Raw genomic sequence first — 17,292 nt, 5'->3', positions numbered from 1 at the left:
GTGGGGTTAGGTCAGGGGGACGACGCCGCGTCCGGCGGTGGCCTCGGCCCGCCGCATCAAGGTCCCTTCGTGGTGATGACGTGGGCGTGGTGGAGGAGCCGGTCGACGATCGCGGTGGCGAGGGTCTTGGGCATGAAGGTGTCGAACCCGGCGGGGTGGAGGTTGCTGTTCACGGCCAGGCTCCGCCGTTCATAGGTAGCGTCGACGAGGCGGTAGAACGCTTCGGCGGCGGCTTGCCCGGCCGGCAGCATGCCGATGTCGTCGACGACGATCAGGTCGGCGCGGCAGTCCCGTTGCGCGATGGCGTCCATGGTCGTCACGGTGCCCGAAGCTCCGGGCTTGTTGCGAGGAACACCGAAGCCGACCTCGATCAAAGAACCCGGCGATCGTGCCGTGCCTCGAGACGCTACATCAGCGGGTCCGGGGTTCGAATCCCTGATGCCGCACCACCTGCAGAAGCCCCACCGGTGACCCGGTCGCGCTCCGTCATTCCGCAGGACGTTCGCGGGCACGCGGACCTGCTGCGATCCTCTAGACTCGACCCTCCCAGGAACGTCTGTTGGCGAGGGTCCGCTCGGATACCTCGCCGGAGGAGGTCGGAGTGAGGATCGCTGTCACCGGTGCCACAGGCGTGCTCGGACAGGAAGCCGTCGAGGCGCTGGTCGCCGCCGGGCACGAGGTCACCGGCATCACCCGCCGTGACTCCGGCGTGCCGATCGTCGAAGGGCGCGGCGGCAGCGCGATCGTCGCCGACGTGTTCGACCCGCACGATCTCGCTCGGGCGTTCCGTGGCCATGAGGTCGTGATCAACGCGCTCGCCCATGTCCCGGTCGGGATGTCGGGTCTGCGGCCGCTGGCCTGGCGCGAGGACGACCGGCTCCATCTCGAGGCCTCCGTGGCGATCGCGAGAGCCGCGGCGGAGGCGGGCGTGCGGCGGCTGATCCAGGAGTCCACGATCTTCCTCTACCCGGACAACGGCACCGAGTGGATCAGCGAGGACCTCCCCCTGAGCGTGCACAATCAGGCCTTCCGGCCACGAGTGAAGGAGATGCGGGCCGCGGTCGACTTCGCGACCTCGGGCCGCAGCACCGTGATCCTGCGGCTGGGTCAGCTCTTCGGCCGCGACCAGCACACCACCCATGCGCTCAAGGCCACCCGCAGCGGTGATCCGATCCTGCTGGGGAAGCCGGACTCCTACGTCACCCTGCTGCACCATTCCGATGCGGGCCGCGCGTTCGTGGCGGCGCTGCGGGCCAGCAGCGGGTTCTACAACGTCGGCGGCGAGCCGATCCTCAAGAAGCGCTGGGCGAAGGACCTCGCCACAGAGGCGGGCGCCGCGCAGCCCGCGAAGTTCTACCCGGAGATCACCCAGGCGATCGTCGGCACGCGACTGGACGTGCAGCGGCGCTCGCTGCGGGTCTCCTCGCTGCGGTTCATGTCCGAGACCGGATGGCGACCGACGGTGGGCCCCTCCACGCCGGGCTGGTCGCGACGCTGAGAGGCGTTCTCCGCGGCGGAGCGCTTGTGGGCCGCGCCCCGCGTCGACGTCCCCCTGGGAGAGCGCGTCCCCGCTCGCGTCGCGGGGGCGGGATACTGCAGGGGTGAGCTCCTCCGCTGCTTCCCTGCCCGACGCCTCCCGCTGCCCGTGCGGGAGCGGTGACACCTACGGTGCCTGCTGCGGCCCCGTGCTGCGCCAGGAGCGGCGCGCCGCCACCGCGGTCGCGCTGATGCGCTCGCGGTACACCGCCTTCACGGTGGGCGATGTCGACCATCTGCTGCGCAGCTGGCATCGCCGCACCCGTCCCGAGCGCGCTGAGCTCACCGCCTCGCCGGCGGCAGAGGTGCGCTGGCTGCGGCTGGACGTGCTCGCCACGAGCGCGGGCGGGCCCTTCGACGAGGCCGGCACGGTCGAGTTCACGGCAGTCTCGAAAGGTCCGCGCGGCCGCCAGCAGCAGCACGAGCTCTCGCGCTTCGTCCGGGTGGACGGCAGCTGGTTCTACGTCGACGGCGACGCCTGAGCCGGCTCAGCGCCCGTACGGAGCCGTCGGCCCCGCGACGGCCCGCACAGCACTCGGCGCCGGTCACCTGCGTGACCGGCGCCGAGGAGCGCGACAGGGGCGGAGCGCCCACGGAGGATCAGTCCTTCGCGGCGCGGGCCTTCTCCTTCGCCCTGTGCCGTGCCGCCTCGGCCTTCTCGGCCGCGGCCTGCTTCGCGTCCTTCACCGACTTCTTCGCGTTCTTCGCGGGCTTCTCGTCCCCACCGGACAGGGCGAGCGCCGCAGCGATGCCCGCACCGATCAGGACCACGCCGACGACGCCGCCTGCGATCGCCACCGGAAGCGACGCAGGGGTCTTCTCGTCACCGGCTGCGGAAAAACCCTTCACCGCTCCGACGAGCTCGTTCTTCCAGCGCATCGCCGCGTTCACGGGATGGACGCGATCGATCAGCTCATCGATGTCCGATGCGAGGTTGTCCTGTCGGCGATAAGCCTCGCTGCGCATGTCGTCCAGGCTCTTCTTTATGGCCACCACTGCCTCCGGGGGTCGTCAGGGCTTGCTGTTGCAGATCGTATCGCGGTCAGCGCGGTGCGAGGCCACGCTGCGCCGGGTGAGGTTCAGTTCGCGGTGCGGGCGCGGAAGTCCTCGGCGCCGCCGACCAGCTCGACGTGGCCGGTCTCGACGTCGGCCATCGCCATCGCGGCGACCTCCGCCGCGAACTCCTCGACGGAATAGAGCTTCCCGGCGGCTTCGCGGCGAGCCTCGAGAGCGCCCGGGCGCGCCCGGTTCAGCAGGGTCGCGGTGACGGTCCCCTCGATCATGTCGCCGGAGACGACCACGAAGGAGACCCCCTTCCCGGACATCTCCGCGAGGCGCTGCGTCAGCGCGGTCTCACCGGCCCGCTTCGACCTCGCGACCAGCTCGTACTCGGGCATGGTCTCGACCTCGTCGATGAAGTGCGCCTGGTGGCTGGTCACGAAGACCACCCGGCCCCCCTCGGAGAGGCGTGCGAGCCCGGCGGTGAGTGCGTCGTTCTGCGCATCGCGATTCAGGCGCATCGCGTAGTCCTCGCCCAGATCGGCCTCCATGCCGCCTGAGGCGTTCAGGACCAGCAGGTCCAGCGAACCGAAGCTGTCGACCGCGGTCTGCATGAGGGTGTTCACATCCTCCGCGCTGGTGAGGTCCGCACCGACGGCGACGGCCCTGCCGCCGGCGGCCTCGATCTCCGCGACCACCTTGTTCGCCCGCGGTGCCTTCTGGCGGTAGTTGATCACGACGTTCGCCCCCTCGGCGGCGAGCAGCTTCGCGGTGGCGGCACCGACTCCCCGGGACGAACCGGTGACGACAGCGGTCTTGCCTGCGAGGGCGCTCATGGGTACTCCTGATGGGTCGAGGTCCGGAAGACTCTCCGAGCCTACCGGAGCCCGCCTCCCGGGCCATTACCCTGGTGGGGCGCGCGAGTGGCGGAATTGGCAGACGCGCTGGATTTAGGTTCCAGTGCCCGCGGGCGTGAGGGTTCGAGTCCCTTCTCGCGCACGGCCTGAGCGATGTCGTCACCCTGATCCGCAGCTACGGATCGCAGGTGACGACATCGCTCTTCGCGGCGGTGGGACATCGCGATGCGATGAGCCACCGCAAAAACCGGTCCGTGCGCGACCGAGGACTATGGAATAGCGATATATTGCGCTCATCGATGACGAGAACAAGCTTTTCCCGACCGCCCCGCACGCTCCGGAACACCCGCTCGGCGTCACGGCTCCTTTCTCGGTACTGCATCTTCCGAGTTCCTCGTGCGCGCAGTGGACGAGCTCGACCGGTCGCGATGGAGAACAGCCTGAGGTGCGACGCGATCAGGGCGGCAGCCCCTCGCCAGGGCGCCGACGACACCCCGATCGGGCTGGACGACCGGCCGGACCACTGCGGCCGTGCACCATCCGCTGACCGAGCGCCTGGTGGACCTGTTCTGCCCTCAGCCCCTTCCCTGCAGCACCTTCCGAGAATTCCGGTACACCCCAGAAAAGCAGTGCGTATGATCGAACGAGAATCACGTCGGTCCGGCGAAGCTAGGGGTTCACAATGGGTCGCACAGCGAAATCACGGGGAAACAGGCGGCACGTCGCAGCGTTCGCCCTGGCTGCCGCTGCCGCATGTGTGCTGGCGAGCTGCGCGTCGGAGAGCACGCCGCAGATCGACGGAGGAACCCCCACACCACCCAGCGCTGCGCAGGAACCCAGCTCTGCGCAGGAGACGGACTCGACCCCAGACGAGGAACCACCCGCGGAAGCGGGCGAGAAGCCCTCCCAGGAAGAAGCCTGTGAGTGGGATTCACCGAGGATCACCGGCGCCGCTGACGCGACGGATGCACAGGATGGTGAGCTCGCAGAGGTCGTGATCGGAGCGTGGCCGCACACCCATACCGATGAGGGGTCGGGTTTCGACGAAGTGACCAACGATCACCGGTTCGTCTTCCCCGCGCCGGATCGCATGCTCTACTGCCAGCATGTTCCCGGCGCCACGGAGCACCAGGAGAATGCCACGGATGTGGTGCTGAACGGCACCAGGATCGAGTGGGGCGCCGGAGACTACGGCTATACCGTGCTGGCGTGGGAGGCCGACACGATGGTCTGGGAGAACCCGGTGGGCGGCGGGTACCTCTACCTGCTGCAGCGTCGCTGAACCGGTGAGATCACCGGACCGGTGCCCGAGGCCCGGGGGCCTTTCTCACCACCCAGCATCGCGCGCGGGTCGAGAGGAACGGATCGAGGCACCGATACACTGGGAACTTCCGGGTCCCCACCGGGAGCGGGCCGCCCAGAGATCATCGCTCGCACGGCGGCGCACGAGGATCCAGTCCTCTCCCCCGGGGGCACGCCTCATCCCTGCGACCAGGAGACACTCCATGACCTTGTTCGGACTGGTCCGCCACGGACAGACGGACTTCAATCTGCGGGACCTCTTCCAGGGCTCCTCGGACATCCCCTTGAACGAGACCGGCATCGCCCAGGCGCATGCCGCCTTCGACGGCCTGCCGGCCGTGGACTGGGATGTGGTGGTCTCCTCGCCGCTGCAGCGGGCGGAGCAGACCGCACGGATCATCGGCGAGGACCACGACATCCCCTTCGGCGGCACCGAGGACCGGCTGCGGGAGATCGACTGGGGCGCGGCGGAGGGGCGACCCGCCGCCGAGATGGAGAGGCAGTACCCGCAGCGCGACTTCCCCGGCGTCGAGGACACCCAGCAGGCCGCCGACCGCGGATTCGACGGGCTCGAGGCGCTCGAGGAGAAGTACCGGGGCCAGAAGGTCCTGGTGGTCGGGCACGGCACACTGATCCGCTTCCTGCTGTCCGGGATCATGGAGCAGCCGCTGCCGTCGATCCCGAACGCGACCCTGTCGCTGATCGAGCTCGAGGGGACCACCTGGTCCGTCTCGATGATCGCCGGGCAGAGGGTGGAGAATCAGGTCACGATGGACTCCCGTGCGCAGAACCCCCGCTTCTTCGTGACGAAGGGGGAGCTGACACCGCTGGATCGGCGCAGCGCGCCGAGGACCATATCTGCCGACGCCGAGGAGGGCGCTCGATGAACAGCCGCACCGCCGTGGATTCCGAGGGCTCGTGGTTCGAGCCCGAGCAGGTGACAGAGCTGCGTCGCCGCCTGCCGATCCCCTATCTGGACATCGTCCCGGTGCGCACGGACGTGGACGGCTCCGTGGAGGAGATCGGGCTGCTGCTGCGCGCCTCCGGTGCGGGACGGATCGTGCGCGCGATCGTCTCCGGGCGGGTGCTGATCCACGAGTCGCTCCGCGAAGCGATCGCCCGGCACATCGACAAGGATCTGGGGCCCATGGCGATGCCGCGCATCCCCGTCTCCCCGGTGCCGTTCACGGTCGCCGAGTACTTCCCCACTCCGGGGGTCTCCCCGTTCCACGATCCGCGCCAGCACGCGATCTCGATGGCCTACGTGGTGCCGATCGACGGAGAGACCGCGCCGCAGGAGGATGCGCTGGAGCTGACCTGGTTCGGCATCGACGAGCTGCTGGCCCGGTCCTCGCCGCTGGAGGAGATGGAGGGCGGCCGGGACCTGCTGGTCCGGCGCGCCCTCGCCCACGTCGGCGCCGTCTGACCACGACTCGTGGCTGCGGCCCCGGTCCGGAGGTTCCTCCGGACCGGGGCCGCTCTCGTCATCGTGCCGGGTGCCGACTCCTCAGCCCGCAGCGCCGATCAGCTGCGCCACGTGCCCGGCGAGCGCCCGGAAGGCCCTGCCGCGATGAGAGATCGCGTCCTTCTCCTGCGGGCTGAGCTCCGCCGCGGAGCGGCTCTCCCCCTCCGGCTGGAACAGCGGGTCATAGCCGAAGCCGCCGGCACCGCGGCGCTCCCGCAGCAGCATCCCGACCATCTCCCCGCGCTCGACGACCTCGGCGCCGTCGGGAGCGACCAGCGCGGCCGCGCACACGAAGCGCGCGGTGCGGTGGGCGTCCGGCACGTCGCCGAGCTGGGCCAGCAGCAGGTCGTTGTTCGCCTCGTCGTCGCCGTGCCGGCCGCTCCAGCGAGCGGAGAAGATCCCCGGCGCTCCTCCGAGCACGTCGACCGACAGGCCGGAGTCGTCGGCGACGGCGAGCAGACCGGTCGCGGCGGCGGCCGAACGCGCCTTCAGCAGGGCGTTGCCCTCGAAGGTGACCGCGTCCTCGACCACGTCGGGCAGATCGATCCCGGCCGAGGAGATGATCTGCTCGGGCGCCAGGCCGGGGACCGCAGCGGTGACGATCCTCTGCAACTCGGTCAGCTTCTTGGCATTGTGCGAGGCCAGGATCACCGTCGCCCCGACCGGGATCGCGGTCTGCGGTGCAGTCATCGCTGCTCGGCGAGGACGTCTCGCTGGATCTTCGCGAGATCCGCGCAGCCGCCGGTGGCCAGGTCCAGCAGCGCCCCCAGCTCGGTGCGGTCGAAGGGTGCGCCCTCTGCAGTGCCCTGCACCTCGACGAAGGAGCCGGAGCCGGTGACCACGACGTTCATATCGGTCTCGGCCTCGACGTCCTCGCGGTACTCGAGGTCCAGCAGCGGTCGGCCGCCGACGATGCCGACGCTGATGGCGCTCACCGAGTCGGTGAGCACCTGGGAGGCGGCCGGCAGCGAGGTGTGCTGCTTGCCCCAGCTGATCGCGTCGGCGAGCGCCACGTAGGCACCGGTGATCGCCGCGGTGCGGGTGCCGCCGTCGGCCTGCAGCACGTCGCAGTCGAGCTGGATCGTGTTCTCGCCCAGGGCGTCGAGGTCGATGACCGCGCGCAGGGAGCGACCGATCAGTCGGGAGATCTCATGGGTGCGCCCACCGATCTTCCCCTTGACCGACTCGCGCGGGGACCGGGTGTTGGTGGCGCGCGGGAGCATCGCGTACTCCGCAGTCACCCAGCCGGAGCCGGAGCCCTGCTTCCAGCGCGGCACCCCGGCGGTGAAGGAGGCGGCGCACAGCACGCGGGTGCGGCCGAACTCGATCAGCGCGCTGCCCTCCGCCTGGTCGAGCCAACCTCGGGTGATGCGCACCTCGCGCAGCTGATCGGGGGTGCGGCCGTCGATGCGGTCGCCGGTGGGGGTCTGGGTCGAAGAGCTCACGGAGCTCCTTCCTCGGTCGAAGAGCAGGACACGTCGAAGATATCCATCGGCTGGACCATCGTGATCGGGCCGGTGTGCACCGCGCGCGCCTCGGCGAGCGGGATTCCGGGATCGGTCCAGGCCGGGATGTGGGTCAGGGCGAGCCGACCGACTCCCGCACGGGCGGCGGCCTCGCCCGCCCGGCGCCCGGTGAGGTGGACCCCGGTGAAGCGGTCGTCGCGGCCCTCGATATAGCCGGCCTCGCACAGGAACAGGTCGGCACCGGCCGCGAGCTCGTCCAGCGCCTCGCAGGAATCGGTGTCTCCCGAGTAGGCGAAGGTGACCCCGTCGGCGGTGAGCCGGAAGCCGTAGGCCTCGACCGGGTGCAGCACCGCGCGGGTCTCGATCTCCAGCGGCCCGATCGAGAATCGGTGGCCGTCGGTCAGGGTGTGGTAGTCGAAGGGGGCGGCGCTCACCCCGGCGGGGATGTGGCCCTCGCGGCCCAGCACCCCGGAGACCCGATCGGGCAGCGCGGCGGGGCCGTGGATCGGCAGCTTCCCCAGGTCGGTCCGCGAGTGGTAGGCCCAGAACACCTCGAGGCCGGTGAGGTCGAGGTAGTGGTCGGGGTGGAGGTGGGAGATGATCACCGCGTCCAGATCAGCGGGATCGATCACGTTCTGCAGGGGGCCGAAGGCACCGGAGCCGAGATCCATGAGCACCCGCCAGAGGCGGCCGTCCGCATCCACGTGCTCGATGAGGTAGCTGGAGGCGGCGCTGGTGGGACCGGCGAAGCTGCCGCTGCAGCCGATGACGTGGATCCTCATGCCGTGACCACCGGCAGGCTGCCGGTCATGTCGAAGGTCGGTCCCAGGAAGCGGCGGGAGAGGCGGGCGAAGTTCTCGCTGCCGGCGCCGACCGCTGTCTGGGCGAAGACGTGGTGGGGCGGACGCTCCGTCTCCCGCAGCCGCTCACCGGCCTGCAGGTGCCCGTACACATCCAGCGCGGTCTCCTCGGCCGAGGAGACCAGGGTGACGTCCGGGCCCATCACATAGCTGATCGGGCCCGCCAGCATCGGGTAGTGGGTGCAGCCCAGCACCAGGGTGTCCACGCCCGCCGCCTTCACCGGCGCCAGGTACTCCTTCGCCGCCTCGACCACGTCCCGACCGCTGACCACGCCGTTCTCGACGAACTCGACGAAGCGCGGGCAGGCCTGGGTGGTGAGCGTCAGCTCGGGGGCGGCGGCGAAGGCGTCCTCATAGGCGCGGGAGGTGACCGTGCCCTGGGTCGCGATCACGCCGACCCGGCGATTGCGGGTGGCGGCGACGGCACGGCGCACGGCCGGCTGGATCACCTCGACCACCGGCACCTCATAGCGTTCGCGGGCGTCGCGCAGCACGGCCGCCGAGGCGGTGTTGCAGGCGATGACGAGCATCTTCACCCCGTGCCCGACCAGCTCGTCCATGATCGTCAGCGCCAGCGACCGCACCTCGGCGATGGAGCGCGGCCCGTAGGGTCCGTGCGCGGTGTCGCCGATGTAGACCAGCTCCTCCTGGGGCAGCTGGTCGAGGACGGCGCGGGCGACCGTGAGGCCGCCCACTCCGGAGTCGAAGATCCCGATCGGCGCGTTGTTCATCCGTCCAAGGCTAATCTCGACAGCCGTCCACTGCTGTGATGGCACGCTCACTGCGTGCCGTTTCACAGTTCGGTCACATCCGCCGGCGCGGCGCGGAGACGGCCGACGGTGCATGCCAGGGCCTAGTCCAGCGCTCGCAGGAGGCTCTCCTGCAGCCAGGACAGCAGCTCGTAGACGGCGATGACGATGTCGGAGCCGACGTGCTCGTCATCACCCACGGGCTCTGCCTCCTCGACCTGATCCCCGATCTGCTGGAGCATCCGCACGGTGTCGAAGTCGCCGTCGCGCTCGAGCCCCAGTCTGTCGGCCAGCACGATCCGCACGTCGTTCAGTGCCCGCAGCATCGCCATCGATTCGGCGTCGTCGATCACGACCTCGCCGTGTCCGCCGCCGCTGCGGTCCAGGATCGTCATCACCAGGCGGAGGTCGGTGAGCTTGCCGTCGGCGAGATCCTGCTGGGCCAGGCGCCGGTACTCGGTCGCGAGGTCCGGATCGTCCGATGCCGCGGGGAACAGGCGCCGGACAGCGGCATCCGCGGGTTCGCGGGCGTCGCGACCGGCGAACTCGGCCTCGAGTCGGCGCAGCGGGTCCTCGCTCTGCGCGGCACGGCGCAGCCCGTCCCCGTGGGCGTCGATCCCCAGGTCCGCGCGGATCAGGTCCGCCGTCTCCTGGGCGACCTGGGCGATGATCGCCTTCTCCTCGCCGTCCAGCCGGCAGGCCATGGTCCCGTCCGTGCGACGCCGGAATGCGTGCGCCATCAGCGCTCCCCCGCCTTCTCGAGCGTGGCCTGGAGCCCGAAGGAGTGCATCGCCTGCACGTCGGTCTCCGCTCGCTCGCGGGACCCGCGCGAGACGATCGCGCGGCCCTCCTCATGGACCTGCATCATCAGCTGCTCGGCCACCAGGCGCGAGTAGCCGAAGTAGCGGCGGAACACGAACTCGACGTAGCTCATGAGGTTCACGGGGTCGTTCCAGACCACGGTGCACCAGGGGCCGTCGGCCTCCAGGACCGCCTGCGCGCTGCCCGCGGGGTCGGTGGCCGACTCGGTTCCCGGGTCTGCCCGCGACAGCTCGACCGGCATGCACATCCTCCTGAGTCCAGCCGCACCCCCAGGATCGGGATGCGGCGGTGACGAGTCTACGGGGCGCGCCCGACCATGCGCCGCCCCCGCACGCATTACGGTGGACCCCGTGACTTCTGCCCTGCTCACCGACCTCTACGAGCTGACGATGCTGGAGGCCGCCCGCGAGGCCGGCACCGCCTCGCGGCGCTGCGTCTTCGAGGTGTTCACCCGGTCCCTGCCCGAGGGTCGCCGCTACGGCGCGCTCGCGGGCACCGGCCGCGTGCTCGACGCGATCGCGGACTTCCGCTTCGACGACGCGGACCTGCGCTACCTGCGCAGGGCCGGGGTGCTGAGGGAGGAGACCCTCGAGCACCTGGCCGAGTACCGCTTCACCGGTGATGTGCACGGCTATGCGGAGGGTGAGCTGTACTTCCCGAACTCCCCCGTGCTGCGGATCGAGGGGACCTTCGAGAACGCGGTGCTGCTGGAGACGGTGGTGCTGTCGATCCTGAACCACGACAGCGGCGTCGCCTCGGCGGGAGCGCGGATGATCACCGCCGCGCGCGGCCGGCCCTGCATCGAGATGGGCGGGCGGCGGGTCCACGAGGACGGCGCGATCGCCGCGGCTCGCGCCGCGTACATCGTGGGCTTCGCCTCCACCTCGAACCTCGCCGCGGGCGCGCACTACCGGGTCCCGGTCGCGGGCACCGCCGCGCATGCCTTCACGCTCCTGTTCGACACCGAGGAGGACGCCTTCCGGGCGCAGCTGGCCTCCCAGGGCAGCGGGACGACGGTGCTGGTGGACACCTACGACGTCGAGACGGCGGTGCGCAGCGCGGTCGAACTGGCCGGGCCCGGCCTGGGGGCGGTGCGCCTGGACTCCGGGGATCTCGCCGCCCAGGCGGGACGTGTGCGGGCACTGCTGGACTCCCTCGGCGCGAGGGGCACCCGGATCACCGCGACCGGCGATCTGGACGAGCATCGCCTCGAGGAGCTGAAGGACGTCCCGCTGGACGGCTACGGGATCGGCACCCGTCTGGTCACCGGCGGCGGCCACCCCGCCCCCGGCTTCGTCTTCAAGCTGGTCGAGCGCGAAGGCGCCGACGGACGGATGCAGCCCGTCGGGAAGCGCTCCACCGACAAGGCCACCCTCGGCGCCGGCAAGGCCGCCTACCGCATGCGGGTGGGCGAGCACGCCCACGCCGAGCTGGTGCTGCCCGGCGAGGCGGAGGTCGCCGAGTTCGAGCGGGAGCTGACCGCGGAGCTGACCTCCGGAGCGTCGAGCCCCGACTGGACGCGCACCTCGCTGCGGCCGCTGCAGCAGCCGCTGATCCTCGGCGGCGAGCTCGTCGAGGACCTGCGCGCCCCGGCGCGGGTCGAGGCCGCACGCGCACAGCATGCCGTCTCGGTCGCCGAACTGGGCCTGTCCGCCGATGACGGCCCCGACGGCCCGGCCGCTATCCCCACCATCACCGATGGGGGCGAGGCCGCACGCGTACTGCGCTGAGAACCACGGGCGCGAGTCGGACCTGCGGTCGCGCGGTCGTCGCCGCGGACGTGCATGGAGCCCAGCGGCCGCTTCGAGCGGTCCGGACCGCAGCTCGTCGGTCGGTCACGGGCGCAGGTGCGACCTCTGCGGCAGCAGTGGCATAGAGGCCGCTCACCCGCCAGCAGTCGGCCATGCCCGCCCGATACCGGGCACGCATTGGTCAGCGGCGACCGACGAACCAGCCGCGCACGATCCCGATCCGCTCCTGGATCTGCTCGGCGCTCGCCTGGGCGACGGCCGGTCCCCCGCTGCGGCTGCGCAGCGTGTTGTGCACCGAGCCGTGCGGAGCGCCGGACTTCTTCGCCCAGGCGGAGACCAGCGTGCTGAGCTCCTTGCGCAGGTCCATCAGCTGCCGGTGGTCGACGACGCCGGGCGTGACCGGCGTGTTCGCGTGACTGTTCTTCTGGCGCCGGGCCTGCTGCTGGGCCTGCTGCTGCTGGAGCACGGTGCGCATCTGGTCGGCGTCCAGCAGGCCGGGGATGCCCAGGAACTCCTGCTCGTCCTCGGAGCCGATCGTGCCGCCGGCGCCGTACTCGCCGCCGTCGAACAGGACCCGGTCGAAGGACGCCTCGGACTCGAGCGCCTCGAAGCTCATCTCCAGCTGATCAGCGGCCTGCTCGGGCCGGTTCGCCTGCTCGATGAGGCTCTCGTCGAGCCCGGTCTCCTCGTCGCCCGTCTTCGGACGGCGATCCAGCACGTGGTCGCGCTCGGCCTCCATCTCGGCGGCGTGCCCCATCAGGATCGGCACCGTGGGCAGGAAGACGCTCGCGGTCTCACCGCGGGTCCGGGAGCGCACGAAGCGGCCGACGGCCTGGGCGAAGAACATCGGGGTGGAGGTGGAGGTGGCGTAGACGCCCACGGCCAGCCGCGGCACGTCCACGCCCTCGGAGACCATGCGCACGGCCACCATCCAGCGGTCCTCGGACTCCGCGAACCCCTCGATCCGCGTGCCGGCCCCGACATCGTCGGAGAGGACCACGGTGGGCACCTGCCCGGTGAGGTCCTGGAGGGTCTCGGCGTAGGAGCGGGCGGCCTTCTGATCGGTGGCGATCACCAGGCCACCGGCATCGGGCACATGGCGGCGCACCTCGGTGAGGCGGCGATCGGCGGCGGAGAGGACGGACTGGATCCACTCCCCCTTCGGATCCAGCGCGGTGCGCCAGGCCTGCTGGGTGATGTCCTTGGTCTCCAGCGCACCGAGCTGCGCGGAGACCTCGTCCCCCGCCTTGGTGCGCCAGTGCATGCGCCCCGAGTAGGTCATGAACAGCACCGGGCGCACCACGTGGTCGCGCAGCGCCTCGCCGTAGCCGTAGGTGAAGTCCGCCTTCGAGCGCAGGAAGCCCTCACCATCCTGCTCGTAGGTGACGAAGGGGATCTGTGAATCGTCGGAGCGGAACGGGGTCCCGGTCAGGGCCAGTCGGCGCGTGGCCGGGTCGAAGGCGTCTCGCACCCCGTCGCCCCAGGTGCGGGCGTCGCCCGCGTGGTGGATCTCGTCGAGGATCACCAGGGTGCGGTCGGCCTCGGTACGGGCGCGGTGCAGCGCAGGATGCATGCCGACCTGGGCATAGGTCACCGCGACGCCCTGGTAGTGGGAACCGTGAGCGCCCTGGGCGTTGGAGAAGTTCGGGTCCAGGGAGATGCCGACCCGGGCGGCGGCGTCGGCCCACTGGGTCTTCAGGTGCTCGGTCGGGGCCACCACGGTGATGCGGCGGACGGTGCCCTCGGCGAGCAGCGCCGCCGCGATCTGCAGCGCGAAGGTGGTCTTGCCGGCGCCGGGGGTCGCGACGGCCAGGAAGTCCTTGGGGCCGCGGTCGCGGTAGAGCTCGAGAGCCTCGGCCTGCCAGGCCCGGAGCTTGGGGACGGTGCCCCACGCGGCCCGCTCGGGGTACGCGACGGGCAGCGACCGCGCGGCCGCCTCGGAGGGCTGGCGGGGGTAGCTCGTGGAGAAGAGGGAGGGGGTCGTGTTCACAGCGAGAACCACCGTACCGCCGACGGCTGACGTTCCGCCGACACGACCGATGTGAGGAAGTCGCCGCGCGCCGGAGGTATCGCCGGCGCGCGGCGAGGGCTCAGCGGCGTCCGCCGAAGAAGCCGCGGAAGCCGCCGCCCTTGCCGGAGCCTCCCGCACCGGAGCCGTTCGAGCCGTCCCCGCCGTCGTTGGGCTCGCGGAAGCCCTCGTAGATCTCCTTGCACTCCGGGCAGACCGGGTACTTCTCGGGATCGCGGCCGGGCACCCACACCTTGCCGCACAGCGCGATCACCGGGGTGCCGCCGAGGGCGGCCTGGGTGACCTTGTCCTTGCGCACATAGTGGGCGAACCGGTCATGATCGCCGTCGTCGGTCTTCTGCTCCTGCTCCTGCAGCTGCCGGTCCAGCACCGCGGTGCCGCCAGGGCCCGCGCCCGGGTCGTCGCTGTAGGGGTCCATCCTGGACGGGTCGGACGTGGAGGACATGACTGCTCCCTGGATCGGTGACGTGATGACTGAAGTTTACCGGTCCGCGTCTCGTCGGTCATCGGCCCTGCCTCCCGCCCTGCGGGTCGCGGCGCTGAGACAATCCTCCCCATGGACGCTGTCGTCGACTTCCTTCGCCGCCTGCCTGACGAGATCGGCCGGATGGGCGGCTCGCTCGCAGGGCGGGCTGGCCTGCTGGCCGTCGCGCTGCTGCTGAACATCGGCTTCTACCTGCCCTCGCTGCCGGCGAGCATGCCGGGCACGGGCGTGCCCCACCTCGACAAGGCCGTGCATCTGCTGGTGTTCGCCCTGACCGTGTTCACCGCCGGCCGGCTGCTGGCGCCGCGGAAACGGTTCCCGATGGGCTGGATCGTCGTCGTCGCGCTCGTGCATGCGCTGCTGATCGAGCTGGTGCAGCTGGTGGCCCTCCCCCAGCGCAGCGGCGACGGGGTGGACATCCTGTTCGATGTGGTCGGCATCGCGCTCGGGATCGGGTTGTGGAGCGGGGAGCGACTGTGGCGGGCCTCGTCCGTTCGTGTTCCGGAATCCGAGGCCGACCCGGAATCGGTCGCAGAGGGTCGCCGCTGAGGGACGCCTCGTCGACGCGGTCCCCGCACCGACGCCTCACCCCGCACCTGAGGACGGCGCGCACCCTCCGGTGCGCGCCGCCCTCGCCGAGGCCCGGGTCCGGTCAGCCGTCCAGGGTGATCTCGTCGGCGTAGACGGCGGGCATGGCACCGGTGATGGTGTCGACCGTCCCGGCCTCCTCCCGGGCAACCTTCTCGACCGCGCTCGCGACGGCCTTGGTCACGCCCTCGTGGAACACGCTGGGGACGATGTAGGTGGGGTTGAGCTCGTCCGCGGCGACCACGTCGGCGAGCGCCTTCGCCGCTGCCAGCAGCATCCGGTCGCTGACCCGGGTGGCGTGGGCGTCCAGCAGTCCGCGGAACACGCCGGGGAAGGCGAGCACGTTGTTGATCTGGTTGGCGAAGTCGCTGCGCCCGGTGGCGACGACCTCGGCGTGCTTGACCGCCTCGGCGGGATCGATCTCCGGGGTGGGGTTGGCCATGGCGAACACGATGGAGCGGTCCGCCATGGTGGCGACGTCCTCGGCGGTGAGGATGTTCCCGGCGCTGACCCCGATGAACACGTCGGCTCCGGCGACGGCATCGGCCAGGGTGCCGGTGAGCTCGCGGGGATTGGTGACCTCCGCGATCCAGGGCAGGCGCCCCTCGAGCTGCTCGCGATGCTCATGGACGATCCCGTCCACGTCGGTGACGACCACGTCGCGGGCGCCGGCGGCGCGCAGCAGGCGCAGGATCGCGGTGCCGGCGGCGCCTGCGCCGGAGAGCACGATGCGGGCGGACTCGATGTCCTTCTCGACCACGCGCAGAGCATTGCGCAGCGCGGCGACGACCACGATCGCGGTGCCGTGCTGGTCGTCATGGAAGACCGGGATGTCGAGCTCGGCGCGCAGCCGGTCCTCGATCTCGAAGCAGCGCGGCGCGGAGATGTCCTCGAGATTGATGCCCGCGAAGACCGGGGCGATCGCCTTGACGTGCGCGACGATGTCCTCGACCGAGTGCGCGTCCAGGCAGATCGGGAAGGCGTCGATGTTCGCGAAGCGCTTGAACAGCGCGGCCTTGCCCTCCATCACCGGCATCGCGGCGAGCGGTCCGAGGTCGCCCAGACCCAGGATCGCGGAGCCGTCCGTGACCACCGCGACCGTATTGCGCTTGATGGTCAGGCGCCGGGCGTCCTCGGGGTTCTCGGCGATCGCCTTCACCACCCGGGCCACGCCGGGCGTGTAGATCATCGAGAGATCGTCGCGGTGGCGGATCGGGAGCTTCGACTCGACGGTGAGCTTTCCGCCGAGGTGCGCGAGGAAGGTGCGGTCCGAGACCTTGCCGAGCTCGACGCCTTCGAGCTCGCGGATGTCGTCGACGACCTCCATCGCGTGATCGTGGCCCGCGGTGAGGACCGTGATGTCCGCACGCATGCGCTCCGGTCCGGAGGCGGAGACATCGAGCGCGGTGACCGTGGCCCCGTGGCTCTCGATGCGGGCGGTGATGTCGCTGACCGTGGCGGAGCGGGCGGCGAACTCGAGTCGGATCGTGATGGAGTAACTCACGGAGGGCATCGGTGACATGCTCCACAGCTTAACGATCCGGGAGGGGTTGCGGGCACAGGACGCGGCCGGTGCCCTCGTCCCGGGACGACAGCGTCACGGACGCCGCCCGGGGCCCGCGGAGGCGCGAGCCGCCGAGGTGCTCAGGCGGTGTACGGCTCGACGTCGTCCGCGAAGCGGTCCCAGATCTCGCGCGCCGCGCCGACCAGCTCGGTGTAGCGCTCCGGGTGTGCGGAGGCCTGCACGGCCTGCGCGGCGGCGCCGGGCTCCCAGGAGGCGACATCGGGGACGACCTGCAGCAGTCCCGGAGCCTGGGAGTGCTCCCCGAGGCCGAGGAAGGCGTCCAGGGCGTGCTTCTTGTGCCGCACCTCGTCGTAGGTGCCCCAGCCCATCGAGGGACGCTGCTGGAACAGGCCGCCGGAGTCCGCGTCCACGGCCGGCTCGTAGTTGTACAGCCAGGCCTCGACGATCGCGGTGATCAGCGCGACGACAGCGACCTCCTCGCCCAGCTCGTGCCCCTTGACCACCGCGATGATGAACGTCGCGTTCGCGACCTGCCAGTCGTCCATCGCCTCCAGCACGAAGCCCTCGCGGGTTTCGGGCCGGGTCAGGAACTCCTCGGTCCACTGCGCGCTCTCCTGGGCAGCGAGATCTCCGTCGTCGAGCACGGCGGCGGAGGCCGGCGCGACGGCACCGAGCGTCGCCGCGGCGGCGAGGCCGAGGGCACCGGTGGCCAGCAGCCGGCGGCGGGGGAACGGGGAGCGGGTGCGGGCGGGGGCGGCAGAGGCCATGAGGCAGGATCCTTCGATTCCGAGGCGGCGGGAGCTGCCCGGTCGATCCGGGCCGTGCCAAGGTAACGAAGCGGTCACGACGCAGGAAGGGT

The 17,292-nt window shown here is 70.9% G+C and carries 20 protein-coding genes and 1 tRNA gene; 8 read left to right on the top strand and 13 right to left on the bottom strand.

The annotated features are described in order from the left end of the window. Nucleotides 1-56: 56 nt before the first annotated feature. Nucleotides 57-311, bottom strand: a complete 255-nt coding sequence (locus CFK38_RS08930; protein ID WP_275542268.1) for an ATP-binding protein — start codon at nt 309-311, stop codon at nt 57-59. 290 nt (nt 312-601) lie between these two features. Between CFK38_RS08930 and CFK38_RS08925 the strand changes: the two genes are divergently transcribed. Both CFK38_RS08925 and CFK38_RS08920 read left to right on the top strand, forming a co-directional pair. Then, a complete protein-coding gene (locus CFK38_RS08925) occupies nt 602-1,498 on the top strand; it encodes an NAD-dependent epimerase/dehydratase family protein (RefSeq protein WP_096802759.1) in 897 nt (298 codons plus the stop codon). A gap of 103 nt (nt 1,499-1,601) precedes the next feature. Further along, the gene (locus CFK38_RS08920) at nt 1,602-2,018 is read left to right on the top strand and encodes a YchJ family protein (RefSeq protein ID WP_096802758.1); all 417 of its coding nucleotides are present in this window, start codon (nt 1,602-1,604) and stop codon (nt 2,016-2,018) included. 118 nt (nt 2,019-2,136) lie between these two features. Here the strand turns inward: CFK38_RS08920 and CFK38_RS08915 are convergent, their stop codons facing one another. After that, complete coding sequence (locus CFK38_RS08915) at nt 2,137-2,502, bottom strand: hypothetical protein (RefSeq protein WP_177371010.1); 366 nt, start codon at nt 2,500-2,502, stop codon at nt 2,137-2,139. Between the two features lie 113 nt (nt 2,503-2,615). Next, nucleotides 2,616-3,371 (bottom strand): SDR family oxidoreductase, encoded by a 756-nt coding sequence (locus CFK38_RS08910; protein WP_096802757.1) that lies wholly within the window; start codon nt 3,369-3,371, stop codon nt 2,616-2,618. An 81-nt stretch (nt 3,372-3,452) separates the two neighbouring features. On the opposite strand from CFK38_RS08910, the gene CFK38_RS08905 reads away from it, so the two are divergent. From CFK38_RS08905 to CFK38_RS08890, 4 genes are all read left to right on the top strand, one after another. Next, a tRNA-Leu gene (locus CFK38_RS08905) sits at nt 3,453-3,534 on the top strand. An 852-nt stretch (nt 3,535-4,386) separates the two neighbouring features. After that, on the top strand, nt 4,387-4,674 hold the full coding sequence (locus tag CFK38_RS08900) for a hypothetical protein (RefSeq protein WP_096802756.1): 288 nt from the start codon (nt 4,387-4,389) through the stop codon (nt 4,672-4,674). A 223-nt stretch (nt 4,675-4,897) separates the two neighbouring features. Further along, entirely contained in the window at nt 4,898-5,581 is a 684-nt protein-coding gene (locus CFK38_RS08895) for a histidine phosphatase family protein (protein WP_096802755.1), read from the top strand. Continuing rightward, a complete protein-coding gene (locus CFK38_RS08890) occupies nt 5,578-6,120 on the top strand; it encodes an NUDIX hydrolase family protein (protein ID WP_096802754.1) in 543 nt (180 codons plus the stop codon). The genes CFK38_RS08895 and CFK38_RS08890 overlap by 4 nt, the downstream gene beginning before the upstream one ends. An 81-nt stretch (nt 6,121-6,201) precedes the next feature. On the opposite strand, the gene rdgB is transcribed toward CFK38_RS08890, so the two are convergent. The 6 genes from rdgB to clpS form a co-directional block, all read right to left on the bottom strand. Then, nucleotides 6,202-6,849, bottom strand: a complete 648-nt coding sequence (gene rdgB, locus CFK38_RS08885) for an RdgB/HAM1 family non-canonical purine NTP pyrophosphatase (protein ID WP_096802753.1) — start codon at nt 6,847-6,849, stop codon at nt 6,202-6,204. Next, entirely contained in the window at nt 6,846-7,604 is a 759-nt protein-coding gene (gene rph / locus CFK38_RS08880; RefSeq protein WP_096802752.1) for a ribonuclease PH, read from the bottom strand. The genes rdgB and rph overlap by 4 nt, the downstream gene beginning before the upstream one ends. After that, complete coding sequence (locus CFK38_RS08875) at nt 7,601-8,407, bottom strand: MBL fold metallo-hydrolase (protein WP_096802751.1); 807 nt, start codon at nt 8,405-8,407, stop codon at nt 7,601-7,603. The genes rph and CFK38_RS08875 overlap by 4 nt, the downstream gene beginning before the upstream one ends. After that, a complete protein-coding gene (murI, locus tag CFK38_RS08870) occupies nt 8,404-9,216 on the bottom strand; it encodes a glutamate racemase (protein ID WP_096802750.1) in 813 nt (270 codons plus the stop codon). Before murI ends, CFK38_RS08875 begins: the two co-directional genes overlap by 4 nt. 122 nt (nt 9,217-9,338) lie before the next feature. Next, on the bottom strand, nt 9,339-9,974 hold the full coding sequence (locus CFK38_RS08865; protein ID WP_096802749.1) for a DUF2017 domain-containing protein: 636 nt from the start codon (nt 9,972-9,974) through the stop codon (nt 9,339-9,341). Continuing rightward, entirely contained in the window at nt 9,974-10,297 is a 324-nt protein-coding gene (clpS, locus tag CFK38_RS08860) for an ATP-dependent Clp protease adapter ClpS (RefSeq protein ID WP_096802748.1), read from the bottom strand. The genes CFK38_RS08865 and clpS overlap by 1 nt, the downstream gene beginning before the upstream one ends. A 109-nt stretch (nt 10,298-10,406) precedes the next feature. Here clpS and CFK38_RS08855 point away from each other — a divergent pair, with 109 nt between their 5' ends. Further along, nucleotides 10,407-11,786, top strand: a complete 1,380-nt coding sequence (locus CFK38_RS08855) for a nicotinate phosphoribosyltransferase (protein WP_172895778.1) — start codon at nt 10,407-10,409, stop codon at nt 11,784-11,786. 202 nt (nt 11,787-11,988) lie between these two features. Here the strand turns inward: CFK38_RS08855 and CFK38_RS08850 are convergent, their stop codons facing one another. Both CFK38_RS08850 and CFK38_RS08845 read right to left on the bottom strand, forming a co-directional pair. Next, on the bottom strand, nt 11,989-13,797 hold the full coding sequence (locus CFK38_RS08850; RefSeq protein WP_245850965.1) for a DEAD/DEAH box helicase: 1,809 nt from the start codon (nt 13,795-13,797) through the stop codon (nt 11,989-11,991). A 100-nt stretch (nt 13,798-13,897) separates the two neighbouring features. After that, the gene (locus CFK38_RS08845) at nt 13,898-14,281 is read right to left on the bottom strand and encodes a DUF3039 domain-containing protein (protein ID WP_096802745.1); all 384 of its coding nucleotides are present in this window, start codon (nt 14,279-14,281) and stop codon (nt 13,898-13,900) included. A 111-nt stretch (nt 14,282-14,392) separates the two neighbouring features. On the opposite strand from CFK38_RS08845, the gene CFK38_RS08840 reads away from it, so the two are divergent. Next, the gene (locus tag CFK38_RS08840; RefSeq protein ID WP_096802744.1) at nt 14,393-14,869 is read left to right on the top strand and encodes a VanZ family protein; all 477 of its coding nucleotides are present in this window, start codon (nt 14,393-14,395) and stop codon (nt 14,867-14,869) included. A 103-nt stretch (nt 14,870-14,972) separates the two neighbouring features. On the opposite strand, the gene CFK38_RS08835 is transcribed toward CFK38_RS08840, so the two are convergent. Next, nucleotides 14,973-16,430, bottom strand: coding sequence for an NAD-dependent malic enzyme (locus tag CFK38_RS08835; protein ID WP_096802743.1), 1,458 nt, complete (start codon nt 16,428-16,430; stop codon nt 14,973-14,975). Nucleotides 16,431-16,552: 122 nt separating this feature from the next. Next, on the bottom strand, nt 16,553-17,200 hold the full coding sequence (locus CFK38_RS08830; RefSeq protein ID WP_096802742.1) for a hypothetical protein: 648 nt from the start codon (nt 17,198-17,200) through the stop codon (nt 16,553-16,555). Nucleotides 17,201-17,292 lie beyond the last annotated feature (92 nt).

This window comes from Brachybacterium vulturis (assembly GCF_002407185.1).
GTDB lineage: Bacteria > Actinomycetota > Actinomycetes > Actinomycetales > Dermabacteraceae > Brachybacterium > Brachybacterium vulturis.
Note: the sequence above shows the minus strand (reverse complement) of the source record. Positions and strands in the feature narration are given on the sequence as shown.

Bases quoted from the DNA above. Each gene is read 5' to 3' on its own strand.
- CFK38_RS08840 (WP_096802744.1), top strand. From the start codon at position 14,393: ATGGACGCTGTCGTCGACTTCCTTCGCCGCCTGCCTGACGAGATCGGC.
- CFK38_RS08865 (WP_096802749.1), bottom strand. From the start codon at position 9,974: ATGGCGCACGCATTCCGGCGTCGCACGGACGGGACCATGGCCTGCCGG.
- rdgB (WP_096802753.1), bottom strand. From the start codon at position 6,849: ATGACTGCACCGCAGACCGCGATCCCGGTCGGGGCGACGGTGATCCTG.
- CFK38_RS08835 (WP_096802743.1), bottom strand. From the start codon at position 16,430: ATGTCACCGATGCCCTCCGTGAGTTACTCCATCACGATCCGACTCGAG.
- murI (WP_096802750.1), bottom strand. From the start codon at position 9,216: ATGAACAACGCGCCGATCGGGATCTTCGACTCCGGAGTGGGCGGCCTC.
- CFK38_RS08910 (WP_096802757.1), bottom strand. From the start codon at position 3,371: ATGAGCGCCCTCGCAGGCAAGACCGCTGTCGTCACCGGTTCGTCCCGG.
- clpS (WP_096802748.1), bottom strand. From the start codon at position 10,297: ATGCCGGTCGAGCTGTCGCGGGCAGACCCGGGAACCGAGTCGGCCACC.
- CFK38_RS08830 (WP_096802742.1), bottom strand. From the start codon at position 17,200: ATGGCCTCTGCCGCCCCCGCCCGCACCCGCTCCCCGTTCCCCCGCCGC.
- CFK38_RS08895 (WP_096802755.1), top strand. From the start codon at position 4,898: ATGACCTTGTTCGGACTGGTCCGCCACGGACAGACGGACTTCAATCTG.
- CFK38_RS08845 (WP_096802745.1), bottom strand. From the start codon at position 14,281: ATGTCCTCCACGTCCGACCCGTCCAGGATGGACCCCTACAGCGACGAC.
- CFK38_RS08915 (WP_177371010.1), bottom strand. From the start codon at position 2,502: ATGCGCAGCGAGGCTTATCGCCGACAGGACAACCTCGCATCGGACATC.
- CFK38_RS08890 (WP_096802754.1), top strand. From the start codon at position 5,578: ATGAACAGCCGCACCGCCGTGGATTCCGAGGGCTCGTGGTTCGAGCCC.
- CFK38_RS08930 (WP_275542268.1), bottom strand. From the start codon at position 311: ATGGACGCCATCGCGCAACGGGACTGCCGCGCCGACCTGATCGTCGTC.
- CFK38_RS08875 (WP_096802751.1), bottom strand. From the start codon at position 8,407: ATGAGGATCCACGTCATCGGCTGCAGCGGCAGCTTCGCCGGTCCCACC.